This is a genomic window from Peribacillus sp. AS_2, assembly GCF_026891895.1.
GTDB lineage: Bacteria > Bacillota > Bacilli > Bacillales > DSM-1321 > Peribacillus > Peribacillus frigoritolerans.
In genome coordinates, this window is sequence record NZ_JAPTGA010000009.1 from 222088 (window position 1) to 243834 (window position 21747).

Annotated in this window: 18 protein-coding genes and 1 pseudogene; 15 read left to right on the top strand and 4 right to left on the bottom strand. The window is 36.2% G+C overall.

Going from position 1 to position 21747, the window contains the following annotated elements:
• The first annotated feature begins 118 nt into the window (after positions 1–118).
• The gene (locus tag OTG27_RS17545) at positions 119–1264 is read left to right on the top strand and encodes an exonuclease SbcCD subunit D (RefSeq protein WP_268937574.1); all 1146 of its coding nucleotides are present in this window, start codon (positions 119–121) and stop codon (positions 1262–1264) included.
• Positions 1261–4392 carry an SbcC/MukB-like Walker B domain-containing protein gene (locus tag OTG27_RS17550; protein WP_268937575.1) on the top strand — a complete coding sequence of 1044 codons (3132 nt, stop codon included), beginning with the start codon at positions 1261–1263 and terminating at the stop codon, positions 4390–4392. The genes OTG27_RS17545 and OTG27_RS17550 overlap by 4 nt, the downstream gene beginning before the upstream one ends.
• A gap of 66 nt (positions 4393–4458) precedes the next feature.
• On the opposite strand, the gene OTG27_RS17555 is transcribed toward OTG27_RS17550, so the two are convergent.
• Positions 4459–4866, bottom strand: coding sequence for an Hsp20/alpha crystallin family protein (locus tag OTG27_RS17555; protein ID WP_268937576.1), 408 nt, complete (start codon positions 4864–4866; stop codon positions 4459–4461).
• A gap of 452 nt (positions 4867–5318) precedes the next feature.
• Between OTG27_RS17555 and OTG27_RS17560 the strand changes: the two genes are divergently transcribed.
• The 9 genes from OTG27_RS17560 to OTG27_RS17595 all read left to right on the top strand — a co-directional run bounded on the left by OTG27_RS17560 (position 5319) and on the right by OTG27_RS17595 (position 13599).
• Positions 5319–6332 (top strand): SIS domain-containing protein, encoded by a 1014-nt coding sequence (locus tag OTG27_RS17560; protein ID WP_268937577.1) that lies wholly within the window; start codon positions 5319–5321, stop codon positions 6330–6332.
• Between the two features lie 301 nt (positions 6333–6633).
• The gene (locus OTG27_RS26730; protein ID WP_374941267.1) at positions 6634–7101 is read left to right on the top strand and encodes a YitT family protein; all 468 of its coding nucleotides are present in this window, start codon (positions 6634–6636) and stop codon (positions 7099–7101) included.
• Positions 6986–7471, top strand: coding sequence for a YitT family protein (locus OTG27_RS26590; RefSeq protein ID WP_268937578.1), 486 nt, complete (start codon positions 6986–6988; stop codon positions 7469–7471). Before OTG27_RS26730 ends, OTG27_RS26590 begins: the two co-directional genes overlap by 116 nt.
• A 161-nt stretch (positions 7472–7632) precedes the next feature.
• Positions 7633–8430 carry a substrate-binding periplasmic protein gene (locus OTG27_RS17570; RefSeq protein WP_268937579.1) on the top strand — a complete coding sequence of 266 codons (798 nt, stop codon included), beginning with the start codon at positions 7633–7635 and terminating at the stop codon, positions 8428–8430.
• Between the two features lie 21 nt (positions 8431–8451).
• Positions 8452–9126, top strand: a complete 675-nt coding sequence (locus OTG27_RS17575; RefSeq protein WP_268937580.1) for an amino acid ABC transporter permease — start codon at positions 8452–8454, stop codon at positions 9124–9126.
• Positions 9104–9871, top strand: coding sequence for an amino acid ABC transporter ATP-binding protein (locus OTG27_RS17580; protein WP_268937581.1), 768 nt, complete (start codon positions 9104–9106; stop codon positions 9869–9871). Before OTG27_RS17575 ends, OTG27_RS17580 begins: the two co-directional genes overlap by 23 nt.
• Positions 9872–10021: 150 nt before the next feature.
• Positions 10022–10864: a PfkB family carbohydrate kinase gene (locus OTG27_RS17585; protein ID WP_268937582.1), complete on the top strand. Its 843-nt coding sequence runs from the start codon at positions 10022–10024 to the stop codon at positions 10862–10864.
• 295 nt (positions 10865–11159) lie between these two features.
• The gene (locus tag OTG27_RS17590) at positions 11160–11891 is read left to right on the top strand and encodes a GntR family transcriptional regulator (protein WP_268937583.1); all 732 of its coding nucleotides are present in this window, start codon (positions 11160–11162) and stop codon (positions 11889–11891) included.
• Positions 11892–12438: 547 nt separating this feature from the next.
• Positions 12439–13599 carry a CapA family protein gene (locus tag OTG27_RS17595; RefSeq protein ID WP_268937584.1) on the top strand — a complete coding sequence of 387 codons (1161 nt, stop codon included), beginning with the start codon at positions 12439–12441 and terminating at the stop codon, positions 13597–13599.
• 312 nt (positions 13600–13911) lie between these two features.
• Here the strand turns inward: OTG27_RS17595 and OTG27_RS17600 are convergent.
• Positions 13912–15130: pseudogene (locus OTG27_RS17600) on the bottom strand (IS110 family RNA-guided transposase).
• Between the two features lie 762 nt (positions 15131–15892).
• On the opposite strand from OTG27_RS17600, the gene OTG27_RS17605 reads away from it, so the two are divergent.
• The 3 genes from OTG27_RS17605 (at position 15893) to OTG27_RS17615 (ending at position 17786) form a co-directional block, all read left to right on the top strand.
• Positions 15893–16597, top strand: coding sequence for a hypothetical protein (locus tag OTG27_RS17605; protein ID WP_268937585.1), 705 nt, complete (start codon positions 15893–15895; stop codon positions 16595–16597).
• Between the two features lie 214 nt (positions 16598–16811).
• Positions 16812–17360 (top strand): hypothetical protein, encoded by a 549-nt coding sequence (locus OTG27_RS17610; protein ID WP_268937586.1) that lies wholly within the window; start codon positions 16812–16814, stop codon positions 17358–17360.
• A 45-nt stretch (positions 17361–17405) separates the two neighbouring features.
• Positions 17406–17786 carry a hypothetical protein gene (locus tag OTG27_RS17615; RefSeq protein ID WP_268937587.1) on the top strand — a complete coding sequence of 127 codons (381 nt, stop codon included), beginning with the start codon at positions 17406–17408 and terminating at the stop codon, positions 17784–17786.
• Between the two features lie 544 nt (positions 17787–18330).
• Here OTG27_RS17615 and OTG27_RS17620 read toward each other — a convergent pair.
• Positions 18331–19458: an IS110 family RNA-guided transposase gene (locus OTG27_RS17620; protein WP_268937588.1), complete on the bottom strand. Its 1128-nt coding sequence runs from the start codon at positions 19456–19458 to the stop codon at positions 18331–18333.
• 836 nt (positions 19459–20294) lie between these two features.
• Positions 20295–20441: a hypothetical protein gene (locus OTG27_RS17625; RefSeq protein ID WP_156404311.1), complete on the bottom strand. Its 147-nt coding sequence runs from the start codon at positions 20439–20441 to the stop codon at positions 20295–20297.
• 354 nt (positions 20442–20795) lie between these two features.
• Here OTG27_RS17625 and OTG27_RS17630 point away from each other — a divergent pair, with 354 nt between their 5' ends.
• On the top strand, positions 20796–21110 hold the full coding sequence (locus OTG27_RS17630; RefSeq protein WP_268937589.1) for an RNA polymerase sigma factor: 315 nt from the start codon (positions 20796–20798) through the stop codon (positions 21108–21110).
• The last annotated feature ends 637 nt before the right edge of the window (positions 21111–21747 follow it).

The window sequence follows — 21747 nt, forward strand, 5'->3', positions numbered from 1 at the left end:
GAATCATGCAAAAGAATGGAGCTGTGTGGTAAAAATTAGAACGTTTGTACCCAAACCATGCTATTCGTTAAATTTTTGATATAATAATAGTAAGTAAAATTTAGGACGGAGTGAAACTATGAAATTTATCCATACGGCTGATTGGCATTTAGGTAAAATCGTTCACGGGGTACATATGACAGATGACCAAAGGCATGCGCTCTTGCAATTCATAGAAATTGTCGAAGAGGAAAAACCGGATGCCGTAGTGATTGCCGGTGATTTATATGATCGTTCCGTTCCGCCGACTGAAGCGGTGGAGCTTCTTGATGAAATCCTTTATACGATTAATGTGAAAATGAATACTCCGATCGTTGCGATATCGGGAAATCATGATTCTGCGGAAAGACTCGCATTCGGTTCATCATGGTATCGTCAAAGCCAGTTATACATTCATGGGAAATTGACAAAAACATGTGAGCCGGTTCGCATCAAGGGCGTGAACTTTTATTGTGTTCCTTATGCAGAGCCTGGGACAGTCCGCCATCTTTTTGAAGATGATAGTATCCATTCCCATCAAGAAGCGATGAAGCGGATAACCGGAACGATAGCCGAGAATTTCAATAGTGATGAGCCGAATGTCTTTGTAGGACATGCTTTTGTATTAGGCGGAAAAACGAGCGATTCGGAAAGGGTCTTGTCGGTAGGTGGTTCTGGCTGTGTCTCATCCGACTTATTCGATGCGTTCGATTATACGGCACTTGGGCATTTACATAGCCCAGACGCGATACGTCATCCTAAGGTGTTTTACTCTGGATCACTATTAAAATATTCTTTTTCCGAGTCCAAGCAGAATAAATCGCTTTCCATCGTCGATATGCAAGAAGATGGAAGCTTTGATATTCGCTATCGTTCTTTGGCACCCAAGTTCGATATGAGAGAAATATCCGGGGTTATGGAAGAGTTGCTTGATCCTGCTTTCTATCAATCGCAAAAAAGGGATGACTATTTGAAAATAACACTAAATGATGAGGGGGCACTCATCGATCCTATTAACCGCTTGCGTCAGATTTATCCGAACGTACTTCATCTGGAGCGAAAATGGGATTTGACCGACCTTAGGAGGAAAAATTCCTTCACTTCTGTAAAAGATGAACGGAAATCAGAATTGGACCTGTTTGAAACGTTTTATCAAGAAATGACAGATAGGGACTTTGATTCACAAAAGCAGGATTTGATGGTTTCGGTAATTGAAGCTGTTAAGAAAGAGGAGGCTTTGAAATGAGACCGGATATTTTAACGATGCAGGCATTCGGACCATATGCAGGAAGGGAAACCATTGACTTTAATTCCCTTGGGGAACGGACCATGTTTGTCATCTCTGGAAAGACAGGCGCAGGGAAAACAACGATATTTGATGGGATTAGTTTTGCGATTTATGGAAAAGCCAGCGGTGAAGATCGCAGCGGGCAAGATTTGCGAAGTCAGTTTGCAGAAGATGATCTGTTGACGGAAGTCTCGTTACAATTTACCTTGCGTGGAAAAACGTATTTGGTGACCAGGTCGCCACAGCAGGAACGGAAGAAAAAAGCAGGTGAAGGGACAACTACGGTTGGAGCAAAGGCTGAATTATATGAGGTATTGCCTGAAGGGAAAAAATTGCTGGGTGCAAATGTACGGGAAGTTGAAGAAAAAATAAAAGTACTAATTGGACTTGATGCAAACCAATTCCGGCAAATCCTGATGATTCCACAAAATGAATTCCGAAAACTGTTAACTTCCGACAGCAAGGATAAGGAACAGATTCTTCAGAAATTATTTCATACTGAACTTTATAAACGAATAGAAGAAAAATTAAAAGAAGAGGCTTCAATCCTAAGAAAGCAAAGCGAAAAAAGTGCTCAGCGGCGAATTGAATTGATGAAAGGCATCCATCCTGGAAATCATGAAGAGCTGCAGGCGCAATTGCAAGGGGAAGAGCCTAATGAACAGCAGGTTTTACCGTTGTTACAGGAAGTCATTTTGCAAGCAACAGAAAAAAATGAATATATAAATAACCAAATACAGGAAAAGCAAAAAGCTCGTGATCAAGTAAATCAAGAGCTTTCAAAAGCTGTCGATTTATTAAATCGATTTTCGGAAAAAGAAAAACTGCGAAAAGAAAAGGAAAACCTTGAAGCAAAGCTGCCGGAAATGGAACTAGTGAAAGTCCAAATAAAAATGGCACACAAAGCTGCATCTCTTGAAAAGCAGGAACAATACTATTTGCGAATTGGCAAACAAGTACAAGATGCGAATGCCGAACTTCAAAAGTTAAGTGAGCAATCTGAGAAGTTACGAACTGAGCGCATTGAGAAGCAGGATTGCTATGATAAGGAAATGTTGAAGGAAAATGAAAGAGAGCAGGCAGTCCGTACTGTTCATCAGCTTGAGCAGGTAAAAGAGGCTGTCATGACTTTTGCAAGCTTAAAAGCTCAGGTTACTTTAGACGAAAAAGAGTGGCAAACGAGTAAACGACTTCGTGAAAAAACTGTTTCGGAACATCTGGCGATTGAAGCGGAAGCAGAGAAAGTCGCTCAAGAAAAAACAGAAGCGGAAAAAGCGGCTGTTCTTTATCGTGATCTGGAAATTGAAGCGGAAAGAAATCATTCAGCTTTATCGAAAATTAAAAAGCTTCAAGAAGTTCTTTATGAAATCCAGAATACGAAACGAGTGCTGGATGAAAAGAATAATCGGTTCCAGGAGTTACAAAGAATACAAATTCAGGAGAAGGATAAACTGGAAACCCTGAACCGAAACTGGCGATCAGGCCAAGCGGGTATGCTTGCTTCCATGCTGCACTCTGGAGAAAATTGTCCTGTGTGCGGTTCACAAAGTCATCCAAAACCTGCGCAAATGCATGAGCATATGCCGACGGATTCGGAACTGAAAGAGCAAGAAAACAAGCTGAAAACGGCAGAAAAACAAAAAAGCCAAGCAGAAAGTGAATATTATCAAGCGAAATCCAAATATGACGCACTGTTAGAGTCTTCACAAGAAAAGCTTAGTGACTTACAAAATGACATGCCGGAGTTTAAGAATGAAGATATTAATGAGCATTTGATGCAGTTTGTACAAAAAGGAAAAGTGCTGCAAGAACAGCTAAAAGAATTGATGCGGAAAAAGTCTGTATTCAATGATCTGGAAAAAAGGTTGCTGGATTTAAAAGAGAAAGCATCCGAGCTAAAGGAAAATCTGATCTCTTTAGAGAGAAAAGAGGACGAAGGGAAAACCAGGTATATTGAAAACTCTACAAAACTAACAGGATTAACCGATTCCCTCCCTGACGGAATACGGACAGAGGAAGAATATAATGCAGCTTATCTAATGGCTGTAAAAGCACAGAAACGCTTACAATCGGCCTTGGAAGATGCACAAAAAAACCTTCAACTTGTAAAGGAAAGAGAATCGGCCATCAGTGCAAAAACAGAATCCCTAAGTGGAAATATCGAGGTTTTAAATACAGAATTGAAAGAGGAGCGGGAAAAGTTAATTGCGGATATGACCAATCAAGGTTTTTCCAATTATAAAGAATATACGGCAGCCAAAATATCGGAAGCAGCTCTTGGAAATTTGGAGGACCAAGTTCAGCAGTATAATCAAAATTGGCAAAGTGTTTTAAGTCTGTTTCATGATTTGGAAATGAAATTAAAGGGTGTGACCAAACCGGATCTTGAAGGATTGAAAAAGACATTCGATTTCATAGATGAAGAATTGGAGTCGTTACGCCAAAAACAGAATGAGTTGCAGGCTGAAAAACGGACTAACGAAGAAATCCAAAGGAAATTGGCGCAAATTAGGGAAGAACAGAAAAGTTTGGATGAAAGGTACAGTATCGTCGGTCATCTGTCTGAGATTTCCAAAGGTCAAAACTCCTTTAAAATAACTTTTGAACGTTATGTACTGGCAGCCTTTTTAGATGATATCTTAAAAGAAGCCAATTCAAGGCTGCTGAAAATGACAAGCGGAAGATATCAGTTATTGCGAAAGCTTGATCCTACACGAAGGAATATCCAGAGCGGTCTGGAGTTATCTGTGTATGATCAATATACAGGACAAGAGAGGCATGTCAAAACCCTTTCGGGAGGAGAGAGCTTTAAGGCTTCCCTTGCACTTGCCTTGGGTCTTGCGGATGTTGTCCAGCAGAATGCTGGCGGAATTTCACTTGAAACGATGTTCATCGATGAAGGTTTCGGTACGCTCGACCCTGAATCTCTTGATCATGCAATTGAAGCATTAATGGATATACAAAGCACCGGGAGATTGGTCGGGATAATATCCCATGTCCCGGAATTGAAAGAAAGAATCGATGCCCAGCTTCAAGTCATTTCGACACAAAAAGGAAGTCGGACGTCCTTTTATTTTGCTGGTTAATCAAGAAAAAAGAATGGCTAAGGGGGAAGTGGTCCCTAGGCCATTCTTTTTATTTTTATGAACGAACTACTCAATGTTAATATCTTCAGCTGTTTTTCCGGGGGAAAACTTATGGATGCGAATCACCAATATCGGATTCGAGAATTCAGCGGTAATTCTTCGTGAGCAAATCGAAAAAGGGAAAGGGATCTTTCTCTGTGTGGGTAGCTTATCTTCTTTTTTTTCAAGACATGGCTTATGAGTATCGTCAACGATGATCGATAGCTCATTATCACTTAGGCATACTTTAATATCTTTTACATCATGATCTTCCAAAACCGCTTCCACCATATACTCATCGTCACTTTCGTATATATCAATTGAAAAAAGTTGATGATCCAACGCACAAGTTTCCGGATCCAGAAAAAAACTTTTTACCCATTCATCAAACTTTTCAACCTCAGTCATTTGCGATCCATGTTGATTGTCTTGCATGTTGATACCCCCGGTTTTCCTTTGAGGTATTATATGATGGAGCATGAAGAATGGTGATTGGAAAAGTGAAATTGAAGATAATAAAAGATTCCGGGAAATTGGTTCGAAAAATGTAAAAAGCAACCAATACAAAGGGACGATGTGCATGCGGGTATTAAAAAGCAGAACAATATCTTAATTTGTATACAGGCTTTTATTATTTATAGATAGTTCGGTGATAAATTAAGACAAGGGAATATGATTCCTTTTTTACATTGCAGATAATTGATAAACCTTCACCACCGACCGCTTTAAATATTCAGAATTTTATAATTTTTATATTGATACTTAGAAATTTGCATGCTATAATTTAAAACATAAATGGTATATACCATTTATGTTTTTTCTACTTAATGGTATATACCATTCGGAAGTTTACTTAATCCATTACAAATTATAAGGGAGAGTGCTAAATGCTAAAGTTTAATCACCAGAACTATTTAAAAGTAACAAATGGAGCAGTTTTATTAAGAGAAGGAATAGAGAAGAAGATGGATGAAGTTTCAAAAAAAGAATTTAAGAATCTTTTCCTTATTGGATCCGGTGGTTCAATTGCTATTATGTATCCATTTGAATATATATGGAATTCCACATCAACTATTCCTGCCTATGCCGAAATTGCTTCTGAGTTTATGTTACAAAGCCATAAACAATTTAATGAAAACTCAGTTGTTATTCTCTCTTCTCTATCAGGCACGACAGAGGAAACTGTTGAAGCAGCAAAATATTGTAAGGAAAGAGGAGCCACTACGATTGGTTTAGTAGGAGAAATGGGAACGCCATTGGCCAACATCGTAGACTATCCAATCGCTAACTATGCGGAAAATGATTATGCTGCAGATTCAATAAACCTTCAAATGTATATGGTTATCTTTAGGCTTATGCATAATAATGGGGAATTCGCGAAGTACGAACAATTTGTATCAGAGTTAGAAAAAATGCCTGAAAATTTAATTTCAGTAAAAGAACAGGCGGAAGAAAAGGCTAAAGAATTCGCAACTAAATATAAAGATGAAGATTACCATATGTTAATTGGATCGGGAACAGCTTGGGGACGAACCTATGCATATAGTATGTGCGTATTGGAAGAGATGCAATGGATTCGTACAAAATCCGTCCACGCAGCAGAATTCTTCCACGGAACGATTGAGTTGGTTGAAAGAGACACTAGTATCATTTTGTTAAAAGGGGAAGATGCAACTAGACCTTTAGCAGATAGAGTCGAGCGATTTGCTGAGAAATATACTGATAAGCTTACGATTTTTGATACAAAAGATTATGTGCTTGAAGGAATTAGTCCAGAATTCCGCCAATATTTCCCTCCGCTAGTTTTAGGAAGTTTACTACAACGAGTAAGCGTTCACCTTGAAGATAAACGGAATCATTCATTAGATAAGAGAAGGTATTATCGTACTGTAGCATATTAAGAAATAGTTAAACTTGAGGAGGATACAGGTAGTAATCATTCTCCTCAAGTAAGGCTTCTAAGCCATGTTGTAGTGATTAACAAGCAAGTTAATTACTACATACGTCAATACTTTTCTGGGAATTTGAGATTTTAAGCGTATGAATAGATGTGTCTGATGAAAGAAAGTTTTTGGAAAAGTATTGATGGTAAAATAATTTTCCTTTTAACATCCATTCATTAGACCTGGATCATAATTAAGTTAGAGATAATGGGAAGTCAACAGAAGGTTCTCCGTGAGAGAGTTGAAAGGATGTTTTAATGTGGCTCGTAAGTATCAAATTACTTATGAACTATCAGGTATTACATTAGGTTGTTTCCTTTTTGCATTCGGAACCAATTGCCTGCTAACTCCTTCCAGTTTATTAGCAGGAGGACTAGGCGGAGTTTGTGCAATTTTTTATCATCTATTTGAATGGCCAATGGGAATACAATATTTTGTTTATAATATCCCATTACTGTTTTTAGGCTATATTCATGTTGGTAAAAAATTTATAATTTATACTGTATTTTCGGTCATAGTATCCTCTCTTTTTTTAGACTGGATTCCAGTCCGCTTAATATGGACTAAAGATATATTATTGTGTTGTATTTACGGAGCGATTATTTCGGGGAGTGGAGTTAGCCATTATTCTTCGTCTGGGAGGGTCAGTGGGAGGGCTAGATATACTTTCCCGTGTTATAGCGAAATACACGAATTTTTCTATAGGGAAATCTGGATTAATTTTTAGCGCTTCCATTGTAACGATCTCCGCTCTGATTTTCGATATTCAGTTAGCTATGTATACAATCCTATCATTTTTCGTGGGGACTAAAACATATGATGCCATTCTAAATATCGCAGAGAAAAATGTGATAATTATTATTACAAACGAGGGGGAAGAACTAGCTTCATTGTTGACAGCAAAGTTAAACAGAGAAGTGAATTCATGGAAGGACATAAGTGTATACAGTGAAAAGAAAAAAACGGTATTGCTATGTTTGATTATTGAATTGGAGTGGATGGAAGTAACACATGCAGTAAAGAGTATTGATCCAGGAGCTGTTATTTTATCATTACCAACCAAGAAAACGTTTGGGAAGTTTAAGCTGAAGTGGTAGGCTAGATAAAATTTCATTTGGTATATACCATTTTGTTTTTTCTGTGGTATGATAGGCCTATCTTTATTATTTCTTGAATTTTCAATATTATCTAACAATATTGATTTCAGGTCATATGAAGTCAAAATGTAGGAAAATCTTTAATATAGGGGGAGCTTTTAATGAAAAGAATTTTTATAGCTTGTGTGACTCTCATTTTACTTATTGGGGTAGTGGGATGTGGCAAAAACACATCAACAAGTGGAGAAGCTTCAACAAAGAATAAGGAAATTAAAGTAATAACTACAGCTGGAGGATATCCATTTAATGCTACAAATCCAAAAACTAATGAAATTGAAGGTTTTATTATTGAAATCGTTAATGAACTAGCTAAGAGATCAGATGTGAAAGTACAGATATCAACCGGAGAATGGAATTCGCTTATTCCTTCATTGAAATCAGGTAAGGCAGATGTTATTGCTGATGCTATGTATATTACTGACGTAAGAAAAAAACAAATTAGCTTTACAGATCCTGTTTTTGGTTTTGGTGAAGGCCTTATTGTACCGGAAGGTGACACAAAAACTAAATCTCTTAAAGACTTAAAGGGTAAAGTAATCGGTGTTCAAATGGGCACCTCATTCAAAGACATGCTAGAAAAAGAAAATAAATCATTAAATATAGAAGTAAAGACTTACCAAACGCTATCCGATCTGCTAAAAGATATTCAAACAAATCGTATAGATGCAGCGTTGGCAGATGCCCCTACCTTTAGTTATTTTAAAGCTAAGAATCCTGATATGAAGTATCGAATTGTTGAGGGATATGTTCCTTCTCTCACTGGGGAAGTTGGAATAGGTGTATCAAAAGATCACCCTGAACTATTAAAAAAATTCAATAAAGCCATTCAAGAAATGAAAGAAGATGGCACCCTTAAAGATATTTATAAAAAATGGGGTGTGGAGTGGGACTATAATTAATGAAGAGGGAGGGGACTTTAGATGAACGATTTTTTCTCAAATGCTAAAGAATTTGCACCCAGATTTCTAGAAGGTACCATTATTACTATTGAATTAACCGTAATATCCTTGATTCTCTCTCTTATTATTGGTCTAGCAGTTGCTCTTGGTAAAATAACACCTAATAAATTTATAAATAAAGTATGTGGTATTTATATCAGCATAGTAAGAGGAACGCCCCTCTTAGTACAAATGATGTATGTTTACTTTGTTTTCCCGGATTTGGGGCTTTCATTAAGTGCTTTCCAAGCGGCTATTGTGGCACTATCTATTAATGAAAGCGCCTACTTAGCTGAAACATTTCGAGCAGGTATTAAATCAATTCCTAAGGGGCAAATGGAAGCAGCAAAGGCAATTGGAATGAATTACTCTCTTTCGATGCGTAGGATTGTCCTCCCCCAAGCCATTCGAAATGTTATTCCTGCCATCGGAAATTCAGCTATTGTATTGATTAAAAACTCTTCATTAGCAGCAGTCATTACTGTGACAGAGTTAATGCATGAAGGAAATTTGTTAGCCTCATCAACATATCAAAACATACAGATATTCACGATGATTGCGATCATTTATTGGGTTTTACATTATCCACTTGCCATTCTTGTAGATTATCTAGAAAAGCGAGGTAATAAAAATAATGTTACAATTAACCAATCTTAAAAAATCCTTTAATGAAAAGCAGGTTATTAATGGGATTGACCTATCAGTAAGAAAAGGTGAAGTAGTCGTTATCGTTGGACCGAGTGGCAGTGGAAAGAGTACGCTTTTGAGAATGATGAATGCTCTTGAGTATCCAACCGAAGGAGATATTAAGCTAGAAGGTGAGTCCATTCTCTATAAAGACATAAATGGAAAGCCTATTTCACGAAATGAAAAGGAATTAAGTAAATCTCGAGCTGAAATTGGAATGGTATTTCAAGGTTTTCATTTATTCGCACACAAAACTGTACTTGAGAACATTATTGAAGGGCCTATCCATGTAAGAAAAATCAAAAAAGAGAAAGCGATTCAGGAGGCAGAATATCTATTAAAGAAAGTCGGCTTGCTAGATAAACGCGACCAGTTTCCACATTCTCTTTCCGGTGGGCAGCAACAACGAATTGCCATTGCTAGAGCGTTGGCAATGAAGCCTAAAATGTTGCTTTTTGATGAACCAACTTCCGCTCTAGATCCTGAATTAGTGGGTGAAGTTCTTATAGTAATGAAGGAATTAGCATTGGAGGGCATGACAATGGCAGTAGTCACACATGAAATGGGCTTTGCTCGTGAAGTAGGTGACCGTGTCATATTTATTGATCAGGGAGTAATTGTTCAAGATGCTCCACCAGAAAGGTTCTTTCACTCTACGAATGGAAATGAACGCATCAGAAAATTTTTGAGTACTATATCAAGAAATGCCGTTTGATACTGAAAATAAACTTGAAGATAAAAGGGTCTTTTAGATTGATTATAGAGTTAGGAAAAGTAAGATAACTTTAAATTAAATAATAGATTCTTCACTTTCATTGGAATTACTTACTTATTAGATGAAATGTAGATGTTGAGGTGAAGGGAAATGAAGATCGTAGGGGTAGGGGACAATGTAGTTGATTATTATCAAGACCGTGGTGAAATTTATCCAGGCGGAAACGCTCTAAATATAGCTGTTTTATGTAAAAGGTATGGGGTGGAACAAAGCTCATATATTGGAGTTATCGGAAACGATTTAGCGGCTGAGCATATTGTAAACAGCTTGAAAGCTGAAGGTGTTGATATCTCTAGGATTAGAAAAGCATATGGACCAAATGGGGAATCGGTTATCTCTCTTAACGAAAATAACGATCGCACGTTTGTCGGATCAAATAATGGAGGGGTACAAGGCCTAATAAAATTAAATTTTGATGAAAACGATCTTAACTATGTTTCAACTCATGATCTTATGCATACAAGCTTGTATAGCCATATAGAACAAGATTTACATAAGCTATCGAAAAAAATATCCATTTCTTTTGATTTTTCTTCACGACATGAAGAAACATATCTTAAAGAGGTTTGCCCGTATCTTGATTATGGTTTTTTTTCAGGAAGTGAATTAAACGACTCACAGTGTATTGAATTAATGCATTACGCAAAAAATTTAGGAACTAAAATCATTGGAGTTACAAGAGGAGAAAAAGGTGCTTTATTTTTGGTAGATGACCAAGTGTATAAGCAACCTATTGTGGAAGCTAAAGTAATAGACACCCTGGGAGCAGGTGATTCCTTCATTTCCATGTTTTTGGTACATTATCACCAACATCATAATGTCACTGAAGCATTGAACAAGGCAGCAATAGCAGCCGCAAAAAACTGTGAAAGTTATGGTGCATTTGGATATGGATTAAGTAAAAAACCTAACCTTTCCAAAGACTTGGTATGATCTTTTAAATGGGCATTTAAACTATAAGGGGCGGGAACTTTTATACTTGAGTCCGCCTCTTATTGTATTTTATACGTAAAATCAATAGATTGTTTACACAAATCTAACGTTCCAAACAGAGTTTTATTATTCATTTTGAAGGGTTATTGATTGAAATTATTGAATCCTTATTATAAAAGTTAATAAATTTATGTATAACAAGAAAATATGATTTTATAACATATTAAAAGGTACACATTAAATTGTTATGAAGTGTGCGTGTATAAATCGAAATAAATTAAGGATGATGTAGAATATGGAAAAAGAAATTGATGGAATTCCTTATTATCAAAAACTAAAAACAATGTTTATAGAGGAAATTAAAACTGGGAACCTTAAGTATGGTGACAAGATACCTTCAGAGCGAGTGTTAGCTGAAAAGTTCAAAATAAGTAGAATGACAGCTCGACACGCGCTTTCTACCTTGGAAAGAGAAGGGTTTGTTGAACGAAGAGTGGGGGTAGGTACGTTCATTTCGAATCGTAAAATTCAATGGAACTTTATTACTGTAAATAGTTTTACAAAAGGGATGGAAGATAAAGGTTTAAAGCCCTCTACCGAGACAATATTTGCAAAAATAGAGACAGCAGATGAATTTCTGGCTAGTAAATTAAATATCTCTACGGGGGAAGAGATTTTTTCTTTAAAAAGATTAAGAATCGTTGATAATATCCCTGTTGCTATAGAATTAAGTCAAATACCGCACAAATTTTGCTCACAAATAGAAGAGTATATATCTACCAAGGTATCCTTGTACAATGTATTAGATGAATTTTACGGATTAAAATTGGCAAAGCAAAAACAGTATATGCGAATATCTTTGTCGGATCCGATTGAAAGTAAATTACTCAAAATAGGAAATGAAAACCCTTGCCTTTCAATAGAAGGCACCACTTATGATTCTTTCGAAAGACCTATCGAATATTATCAAATATTAGCAAGAGGGGATCTTGTTGAGTTTTACTCAGAACCTACTAATCCCCAGTGAAAATAAGCTCTAATTGCTTTTCATTTATTTATAAATTTTCGCACTAATTCTAAAATTAATTAAAACTATCACAACCTCCATATAAGTTGTGGTGGTTTTTGTGATAAAAGGCACATCGCATCGGTGCAAAGATCATTCACTTTAGATCTGCAACTGCATTTCTGAAAACCCTTTTAAAACAACTTATTTAAAGGCAATTGAATTTGCAAAAAATAGGGGGATATTTCTATCGTTTAACCCTAACTTCCGACATGATTTATGGAAAAATAGAGTGGCTGAATTTATTAGTTTAGCTAGAAAGGGTATATCAATGGCTGTCCCTGTAAAAGAAAGTAGAGCTTGAACTAATAACGGGAAAATGGATAAATATGATGGAATAGCCGGAGATAGCAAGCACATCTGATATAGCAACACACGATATGTCTAACTTTTATTATTTCGTACTCTGTTTCAAACGAATGATGTGTTCATTTTAAATATCAAATAGATATTTTTGTTGTTATTTCCTAAAAACACCCTACTATAATAGTAGGAGGTAGCATTTGTCATGAAAAGAATACTAGTGTTTCTAGCTACATTTATGTGTTTGTTATGGATTCTTGCACCATTTGTAAAAGGTCAATTTCAAGAGGAACCAAAAGTCTCGGAAACAAAGGCAGAAAATAAAAAGAAACTTAAACCCGACAACGCTTCATCTCAAGCTCTTACACCTGTTCCGAAACAAAAAGTAACTTCAGCAACCATAGGCGCTGTAGGAGATATTTTAATTCACGATAGGGTGTATATACCCGCTCGCAAGTCAAACGGCACGTATGACTTTAATCCGATGTTCCGATTTGTGAAGCCCTATCTAGGGAAAACGGATATTACGGTGGCCAATCAGGAAACGATGATTGGCGGGAAAGAAATGGGGCTTTCCTCATATCCTTCCTTTAATTCACCAGTAGAGGTGGGCGATGCTCTAAAGGCAAACGGGGTTGATCTCGTGACAGTCGCCAATAACCATACACTTGACCGAGGAGAAAAGGCCATTTTGAATGCGCTTGACCACTGGAACAGTATTGGGATGCCATATATAGGAGCTTATCAATCTCCTGAAGACCAGAAGATCATTCGAATATTAAAAAGAAACGATATTACCTTTTCGTTTCTCAGCTATACGTATGGAACGAACGGGATTCCTGTTCCTGCGGGGAAGCCCCATCTTGTGAATTTAATTGATACCACGAGAATCCAGACTGAAGTTAAAGAAGCAGAGAAAGTTTCAGATGTCGTTGTGGTCAGTCTGCACTTCGGCAAAGAGTATGAACGGTTGCCTAATGATGAACAAAAGCTGCTTGCTCAAAAGACAGTTAATGCAGGTGCTGATATTATTATTGGCCACCACCCACACGTTTTGCAGCCTGTTTCATGGCTTACAAAACCAAACGGCGAACGGGCATTTGTTGCTTATTCGCTTGGGAATTTCCTATCCGGCCAGCAGGGGGATTACAAAGACATCGGCGGTATTATGCAAATTGGCGTAAGGAAAATCCAAACCGGGGATGATGTGAAAATCGAACTGCAAAATCCTAAATTCCTGCCAACCTGGGTAAACCGGCCATATGAGATCATTCCAATGAATGCCTTGAGTGATCAGTCTGACAAATATAACGAAATCCAAAAACATATGAATCAATTCATGCCTGAACTGTCATTTGATTTTTAAGGAAGGTACAGTATTCGGCATTGGAAAAAACTAATTGTTTTACATAATGAAAACGCCACCGGCTATGTAGCCGGTGGACCGTATATTCCTTCTAATAAGGTAAACACTATTCACCATGTTCCAGTTAAACGGCTTGAACCAACAGACGAACATAATAGGTTGCTGCGGCAACCTTTTTCTTACGGAACTACCATGAAAATAGACTTCTGGAATTTAGGGGAAAAGGCAATACTTAAGAAGACGCAGCTCATTGTTTTTTTTAAAAGGGGAGAGCGCCTAATTTACTGATTTATTGTAGGTAAGTGGATTGGATTAAGATGCTTCAGGTTCTTGTAATGTAACTGTGTATCCTAAACTTTCAAGTCTTCTTAGAGAATGCCGGAAAATTGATTGTTGTCTCTGTTTATCAAAGTAGTCTTCGCCTAAGTCTACATACATTTCTTTTCGAGTTAAGAGATAATAGGAGATACGTAACATGGCATGAGCGACTACTATTCCTGCTCGTTTCTTACCTTTTCGAGATGCTGTACGCCTATACAGTGCTCCGAGATAGTTTTTAGATCCTCTTACAGAATGAGCTGCTTCTGTTAATGCTGATCTCAAATACTTGTTTCCTTTTTTTGTTTTAGCCGATTTTCTTTTCCCCGCACTTTCGTTATGCCCAGGAACTAGTCCTGCCCAAGAACACATATGAGCAGCACTTGGAAACTGTTTCTTAATATCAGTCCCAATTTCAGATAAAATTTGCTCAGCCATTCTTGTAGCTATACCAGGAATAGAGTCTAATCGTTCCACATCTTCTTGATATGAGCTTACTCTTTCCTCGACCTCTTGGTCGAGCATCTCGATTTGTTCTGTTAAAAAATCAATATGCTTTAAAATGGTTTTTAACATGAGGCGTTGATGCGAATTGATATAACCTTTAAGGGCGAGTTCTAGTTCATCTTTCTTCTTTTTCATTGTGCGTCGAGCAAAGTTTGCTAGTTTTTCAGGATCCTCTTCACCTTCAGCAATTGCGTTAAGCATGTCTCGAGCCGAAACACCCATAACGTCTGAAACGACAGAGCTTAGCTTAATATTTGCGCCCTCTAACACTTTTTGGATTCGATTATGTTGTCTAGCACGTTCTTCAATGATACTTCTACGGTACCGAACTAGTTCACGTAGTTCCCGTTGATTTCGATCTGGAATGTAACTAGCTTTTAGAAGTCCATGACGAAGAAGGTTTGGCAAACCATTCTGCATCTTTAACATCTGTTTTACGCCCTGGCACTGCTTTCATATGTTGAGCATTCACAACTAAAAACTCAATCTCTTCAGCTTCTAATAAATTAACAATAGGTTTCCAATATACACTGGTACTCTCCATGGCAACATGAGTACAGTTATTCTGTTTAATCCAATCCACTAACTGTATTAGAAAAACAGTTTTTGTTGAAAACGTCTCCTTTCCTTCTGGTGTCATAATACATGAGGTAATATTGCCCTTATGGACATCCATACCACATACTCTTTCAATGACTACCTCCATTGAAAACATCCTTTCTACGGCTCTCAATACAATTGGGGGCTGGTGCAAAAACCAGAATAGGATTAATCTACCAAGTGTGCTTCCCGTAAGGGAGCGACAGTCAGTGGTGCACCTTGGTCGTTGGAGTCAGACTAACGGATGGGCTCTAACGCACCATAGTTCATCGATCTTCCTCTCCCAGCCGTAGAATCAGTATTGACCGTTCTTAACCATTTTCATTCTCTGTGGTGAAGCGCTGATTTTTGCGCTTCATGTATGGCTAACGGGTGCGCTAGCTGAAGGGAGCTGTAAGGCAGCTATTTCTTATGGAACTAACGGAGCAGTTTAGTTGAAGAAGAATAAAAAAATGATAAACAGTGAAGATGGGGTAATATGGAGTATTAATGTATAATTTGATTGAAATTAGAAAGGGTGAGGATTTTGAAAAAATCACATTTCCTTAATATCCTAGCAGGACTATAATCATTGGAATACAGGTTTATCATATCGTGAATGGGGGAGTTCCTTTATTCCCTGTTATTATGATAGGCTTATTTGCAGTTTCATATGTTATGGAAAGAAAGGGCGTCAGCTCCTTTACTGGCGGGACTAACCATCTTATAGTTATTGTTCTCCTTATGGACTATGCTTCCGCGATTGTCATTTGGACCTTAAAACAAAGAAAAACCCGGTTTGTGAAGAATTGTACTTAAAGTAAAGGGTGCAAGAGTTGAAGAAGTGGTTACGGCGGCAACCCTTTTATGCTATTGGGAGGAAAAATATATGGATTTAGATATTGTAAAAGCCAATTTAAAGGATAAATATTATGAATATAGAGAAAAAGGATATGATTGTAAAGAAGCATATAATAAAATCTTAACCAGTATAAATCATTGGATTAATGAATTGTCCATTTCATTAATAAGAAAGGAAAATTCTATGACTTTAGATCAAATAAAAAAACTTTCATCTATAGTTTATGAGAATGTCGGTGAATGGGTAGGAGCTCCAAAAGTTATTTATAGCGACACTTTACCAGCAGTTGATTATGATTATCCTAAGGATAATGGCAATAATCCATTAAACATTGAATGTAATGATAAATATTTTATTAGTGCAAATGGCTTCTCTTATTCATATTCACAATATCTTACGGACTCTGAACTTGTTAGGGATAAAGAGGTACATAGGAAAATTCCAATGGGCTATAAAGCTATATCTTTGTATGAGAAAAGGGTATTCATTAAGAATGGACAGATTATAAAAAGCTTTGAGGAAATTCCAGAACAACCCGAAGGAGACCACTATACAATCATTACAACATCGGAATATCTTGGTCAACGTGGTTATCGAAACTCCCCAGATTTAAGTTTAGTTGATAAAACGGATTATTTAAAAATAAAACAGTTGGCCATTTCTTTGTCAAAAAAGGATAAAAAAGGAATTTATCTTGTTTGCAAAAATAACGACAACATTTATTGGCATTAAACTTATTTTTCTTATTCCACTAACAGGTGTTAGCTGAAGATCGAAGCTGTCTTTAAGGCAGCTATTCTTTATGAAACTATCGGGGAAGTTTAGTTGAAAACGGGGGGATTCTATTACTAAACAACTTCTTTATATGTAAAATGATAATTTCATATTTATAATTGGAGTAAATAAAAATTCATTTTCTATTTTTATCAAATCTCGGGGGTTAGTAATGGATAAAAAAATAACTACATTGGAGAGACAAGTTTATAGAAGGGCAACAGAGTGGTTAATAAAAGATTACCAAGCAATCAAATTGATGGATTCGGAATCAGTTTATACTTTTGAAAATAACACAAACTTTATCCAAGGCTTTGTATTTAGATGCTTAAAGTCTTCTGCAAATGAAATTTTCGAAATTGACTTAAATTGGAATAGCATAGGAGTTCATAAATATATCTCACCCTCTGCACTAGAAAAATATTTAATAAAAGAGAAAAATTCATATATAAAAGAACACGTAGTATGTAAAAATATTTATTTCAAAGAAATAATAAAAGAACTGAAAAAAGATTCTCCTGATGAAGAAAAAATCTTCAATATTCTTTTAAAGTATTATTTTACAGCCCTTATTACAAAAGAAGAGGATAAACAATTAGATGAAAGGGGATTAAGAAGAGTTATGCTTGTTGATAAAGAGTGGGACGGCGAAAGTTTATTTGTCAGATATGAAGGTACTGGTATTACCCTAATCGATAATCCTAATTATCTCTTTAAATAGGGATACTTTATTCGGAAAATTAACTTGTAAGGTAATGGGTAAAAGATGAAGAAATTTATTTCGTTAAACTTAATTTTGTTTATTGTATTTTTGGCAGGAACCATACTTACGATATTTATAATATATAAGGATATTGATACTTCGCTATCTCTTAAATTTATTATAGGATATGTAATTTATCTTCTTCTATATTGTTTGTTCTCCCTCTTTTTAGTTATTGCGAATACAAGGAAGTTAAATTGGATTCAAATAAGAAAAAGGTTTTTTACGTTTATTATTTGGTTTATTTCTTTAAGTGCTTTGAACTATCTTCTTTCTTATTTTTTTAGACGTTCGGAAATGGATGTTTGGGATTTAGGTATTCCTTTGGGTGTATCATTCGGATTGGCATTTTCTGATTTAATGTCTTGGAAAAAGAAAGAATAAAGCATTGAAGTTTTACTAAGGATTAATGTTCACTAACGGGTGCTATAGTTGAAGTTCGGAGCTGTCTTTAAGGTGGCTTTTTCTTTATGCAACTGATATGAACGAAACTGTCAACCCACCACACCCAAATGTTTTTAAATGGTGCTTCATTCAGCTATGAATAGAGTTGTTCCTTGTTCAACTTATAAACCAAATATCCTTTCGGATTTAGCTTGTCAAGGGCGTACTTTCCCTTGATAAGCTAAATCGAAATGGATACAATTCTAAAAGTTGAACAAGGATAACCTTAAAAACTTGGCACGAAGGCAAAAACGTTGACGGTGGTATACAAACTGATATGCGTGGGTTGGTTACCACATTTCACTCCATCCGTCACGGAGCTGCCTCGGACTAACGGCGCACGTTCAGTCCCTAGACCTAGTGCATAGTTGCACATGAGGGTTCTCCTTCCCGGGGGTTTGCCTTCGAGCCAAATCTTCAATTCTAACTCACAAAATTATGATTCGAAAAAATCATTTATTACATAATCTTACTTTCGATCTACTTAAGCAACATTCGATACACTTACTTGCTTATCCTCAATGGCACAACCGATAGCCCAAATAAAACCAAGTAATTCTCTGGCTACTGCAACAACAGCTACTTTTCCACCTTTTCCTTTAGCAGAGATGCGATGATATTTCATATGAAGACGGTGTTGAGCTTTCCAAGCAATCCGTTTTGCCTCTGGATCTTGACCTTCTTGACGTTTAAGCAATTCGCCTTTAAGAGATGGTCGATGGCGATAAGACCAACAAACTTCTACTATGGAACGACGAATTTGGGAGTTTCCGGTTTTCGTAATGGAACCTTGCCAACGACTAGACCCACTCGAGTATTCCTTTGGAACAAGTCCAGCATAGGACATCAGATGTCTTGGGTTTGAAAAGCGAGAAAACTGTCCAATTTCAGCTACCAAAGTAACAGCTGTGACTTCTGCGACTCCTCTTAATGTTTGAAGAGCTTGAATTACCGGAGCATGTTCACTTTGAAGGGCTTCTTCATGGATCTGAGCTTCGATTCGTTTCATACGATCTTCAACTTCATTGATTGCATGAAGATATTCTTGAAAAACAATACGTTGAGAAGCTCTTTCAAATGTTAATCGTTTTAACCATTCACGATGTTTTACGGACCAATTTCTAACTCCTTGCGGAGGACGTATTCCATGGCGAAGTAAGAAGTGAACAAGTCTCTGGCGAGAACTTTGTAAATCCTCACGAGCATCATGACGAGCACGAATTAAGTCTCTCAATGCTTCATGATCTTCATCTGGAACCCATACAGAAGTAAGCTCTCCAGCGCGAAGTAGCTGAGCTAATCTAATAGAATCTCTTTTATCTGTTTTCACACGATCGCCCGATCGCTTTGGAATAAGGGAGGGTGCGACAACCATACAATCAATGTCCATAGATAGAAGAAATCGATAAATTCCATACCCAGAAGATCCTGCTTCATAACATACTAATAGGCTTTCAGGCTTCCCTAACTTTTTCATCAATTTGCGAATATCCTCTGGTTTATTTTGAATAGTTCCATGAAATCTAGGTTCACCACGACCAGAATCAGCAATCGCAACAGCAATTGAATCTTTAGATACGTCTAAACCAACAAATTTTTGAACATCCTTCATAATATAGGCTCCTTTTCGTGTGTAGCTCTACACTTGGTTTTTTATTTTTGGTAGTAACATTATGACCAAGTGCAATCTACGTTAAGCGATGGGAGCCGTTTTCGTTCATTATGACTATCGGGGCAGATTAGTTGAATAACAATTGAGCTATTAAACCTCAAATACTGGACTATTTTTCTTAAAATTAGGAAAGATAAATTTTGAGTTGAGTTTTATGAAAAGGCTATATATATATTGATTGTTACCATTCCGATGTTGTTTTTTTTATTCAATTCAAGGGTACGCACAACCTAAAGAATGTCCAGTGTTAAGTCAATTAGAGAAAACATCGATTAAGGATAAAAAAGAGGTAATAAAAGCGTTAAATACTTTAATATCAAAAACTTATGGAACTGGAATAGATGATTGGGTTGTGTATTGGTCATTTAGGTGGAGGAATTTGAATACCTTTTACGATCTATGTTTTAAAACATTTAAGATTAAATACCAAAAGTGAGTGAAATTTCATGGTCAAAGAGTCTTTATTTCTATATTTATCGCTGCAATTCTTTCCGTTGTTATTCGTTCCATACTTCGTGCCAATGGCATTCACAATTTTCTTAGTGAAAATTCAACTGTTCAAGCATTAATATATTTGGTCATTTGTTTATTGATTTTCTTTGTTTTTAAAAAGAAGTTTGAAAGATAAGACGTATACACTTGTCAAAATCTTGTTCAACTAACGGGTACATTACTTGAATATCCTACTGGATTGAAAGAAATTCTCAATAAGGAGAATTTCTTTATTTTGGTATTATTCTATCCAATATCCATTTCAATTTCTCTTCTTAAGATACTTATCTCAATTCATCCCAATATAAAAAGACATACTCTGGTTCATGCTCTTTTTTCAACTCATCAACACTTGCTATTATTTCTAAAGTTTTCTTTTTATTCGTACGTAAAGTATTACTAGCGTTCTGTTTTAAACCCTTTTCATCCATGATATACACACTCCTTTATAGCATAGTTTGTGTCCTGCCCCTCTTCTTATTCTTGTTTTTGCAAGGAATGTAATCAGTTGAAATATTCATATGTCTTATGCTGCTTTGTTCATTTCACACGTGCAAATAGAGGCTAAAGGAAACAAACATTAAAAAGATTATTGTTTGTATAAGAGAACATATTGTGAAACATTCCAATTAAAGTAACGGGGAGGTTAGTTATGTTGAATTAAATGCTTTAGCCGCCATTTTGTTTGGCGGTTTTCTGTTGCCAATAAAAAAAATATTTTTTGTAACAAAATTGACTTGAATCGGATATATAGACGAAAGGAGGAAAAGGCTTGGGAGAACTAGATGAAATTTAAAATTTATAGCAATTATGCTGAAGAAGTTTTTAAATATCTAATGTGTCTTTGTCACAATTCAGATTTATCAGAAGAACTAACACAAGAAACCTTCTATCAAGCTGTAAAATCCATTGATAGATATAATGGTGAATGTAAAATGTCAGTTTGGCTTTGTCAAATAGCGAAGCACTCCTATTATAAGCATCTTGAACGTAATAAGAAACAACAAAGACATATGTTTCAAGATGACGCAATGCATACTTCTCCTGAAGCTGAACTTATTTATTCGGAAGACAAAATTGCCCACAACAGAAGTGACTGAAAAATGAAGAAAAACAACTTCTTGCCATTTTTAAAAAGTATAATAAAAAACTTAATTTGTTAGCTGTTTTACCAGCAGCAGATATAGAAGATTGGTTGCAAGAAAAGGCTTCTGTAAAACAGAAACCTACATCGATCTATCCTATTGAGTACAATAAAGCTGCCATCGTCATTAAGAACGAGGGGATACTTAGGACGAATGAGCCTATTACCCCTAGTGGTTATGATTTAGGAACTGTTGTTAATTGGTGATGTCTCTCAATAGTCTGTTCGTACGAACTTTTATATTCATATTGAATGATCCATCGATTATTTTAGTGCGTCCCAGTTGATTAATTTAAAGATGAAACACGTAGGGTGTTTTTTTGTATTCATTAACAAGATGGTTTCAAGAGGAAAGTGTTATTAGAGTTTTACGGATTAAATGTTGACACTAAAGAAAAATAGCAGTATGATAATGAAGTCGCCTAATTAATGAGCGATTTAAAAAAAGAAATACTTCGTAGAAGTTGACAACTATTCAACGTTATGTTACAATGAATTAGTTGAAAAAAACTACAACAAATTGCTCTTTGAAAACTGAACAAAACAAAGCGCCAACGTTAAATTTTAAGTGAGCACACACTATCAAAAAAGCA

Coding starts and splice junctions, on each gene's coding strand:
- OTG27_RS17620 (WP_268937588.1), bottom strand. CDS start 19,458: ATGAAGGATGTTCAAAAATTTGTTGGTTTAGACGTATCTAAAGATTCA.
- OTG27_RS17560 (WP_268937577.1), top strand. CDS start 5,319: ATGCTAAAGTTTAATCACCAGAACTATTTAAAAGTAACAAATGGAGCA.
- OTG27_RS17545 (WP_268937574.1), top strand. CDS start 119: ATGAAATTTATCCATACGGCTGATTGGCATTTAGGTAAAATCGTTCAC.
- OTG27_RS17550 (WP_268937575.1), top strand. CDS start 1,261: ATGAGACCGGATATTTTAACGATGCAGGCATTCGGACCATATGCAGGA.
- OTG27_RS17605 (WP_268937585.1), top strand. CDS start 15,893: ATGGATTTAGATATTGTAAAAGCCAATTTAAAGGATAAATATTATGAA.
- OTG27_RS17575 (WP_268937580.1), top strand. CDS start 8,452: ATGAACGATTTTTTCTCAAATGCTAAAGAATTTGCACCCAGATTTCTA.
- OTG27_RS17585 (WP_268937582.1), top strand. CDS start 10,022: ATGAAGATCGTAGGGGTAGGGGACAATGTAGTTGATTATTATCAAGAC.
- OTG27_RS17615 (WP_268937587.1), top strand. CDS start 17,406: ATGAAGAAATTTATTTCGTTAAACTTAATTTTGTTTATTGTATTTTTG.
- OTG27_RS17610 (WP_268937586.1), top strand. CDS start 16,812: ATGGATAAAAAAATAACTACATTGGAGAGACAAGTTTATAGAAGGGCA.
- OTG27_RS17580 (WP_268937581.1), top strand. CDS start 9,104: ATGTTACAATTAACCAATCTTAAAAAATCCTTTAATGAAAAGCAGGTT.
- OTG27_RS17630 (WP_268937589.1), top strand. CDS start 20,796: ATGAAATTTAAAATTTATAGCAATTATGCTGAAGAAGTTTTTAAATAT.
- OTG27_RS17625 (WP_156404311.1), bottom strand. CDS start 20,441: ATGGATGAAAAGGGTTTAAAACAGAACGCTAGTAATACTTTACGTACG.
- OTG27_RS17590 (WP_268937583.1), top strand. CDS start 11,160: ATGGAAAAAGAAATTGATGGAATTCCTTATTATCAAAAACTAAAAACA.
- OTG27_RS17555 (WP_268937576.1), bottom strand. CDS start 4,866: ATGCAAGACAATCAACATGGATCGCAAATGACTGAGGTTGAAAAGTTT.
- OTG27_RS17595 (WP_268937584.1), top strand. CDS start 12,439: ATGAAAAGAATACTAGTGTTTCTAGCTACATTTATGTGTTTGTTATGG.
- OTG27_RS17570 (WP_268937579.1), top strand. CDS start 7,633: ATGAAAAGAATTTTTATAGCTTGTGTGACTCTCATTTTACTTATTGGG.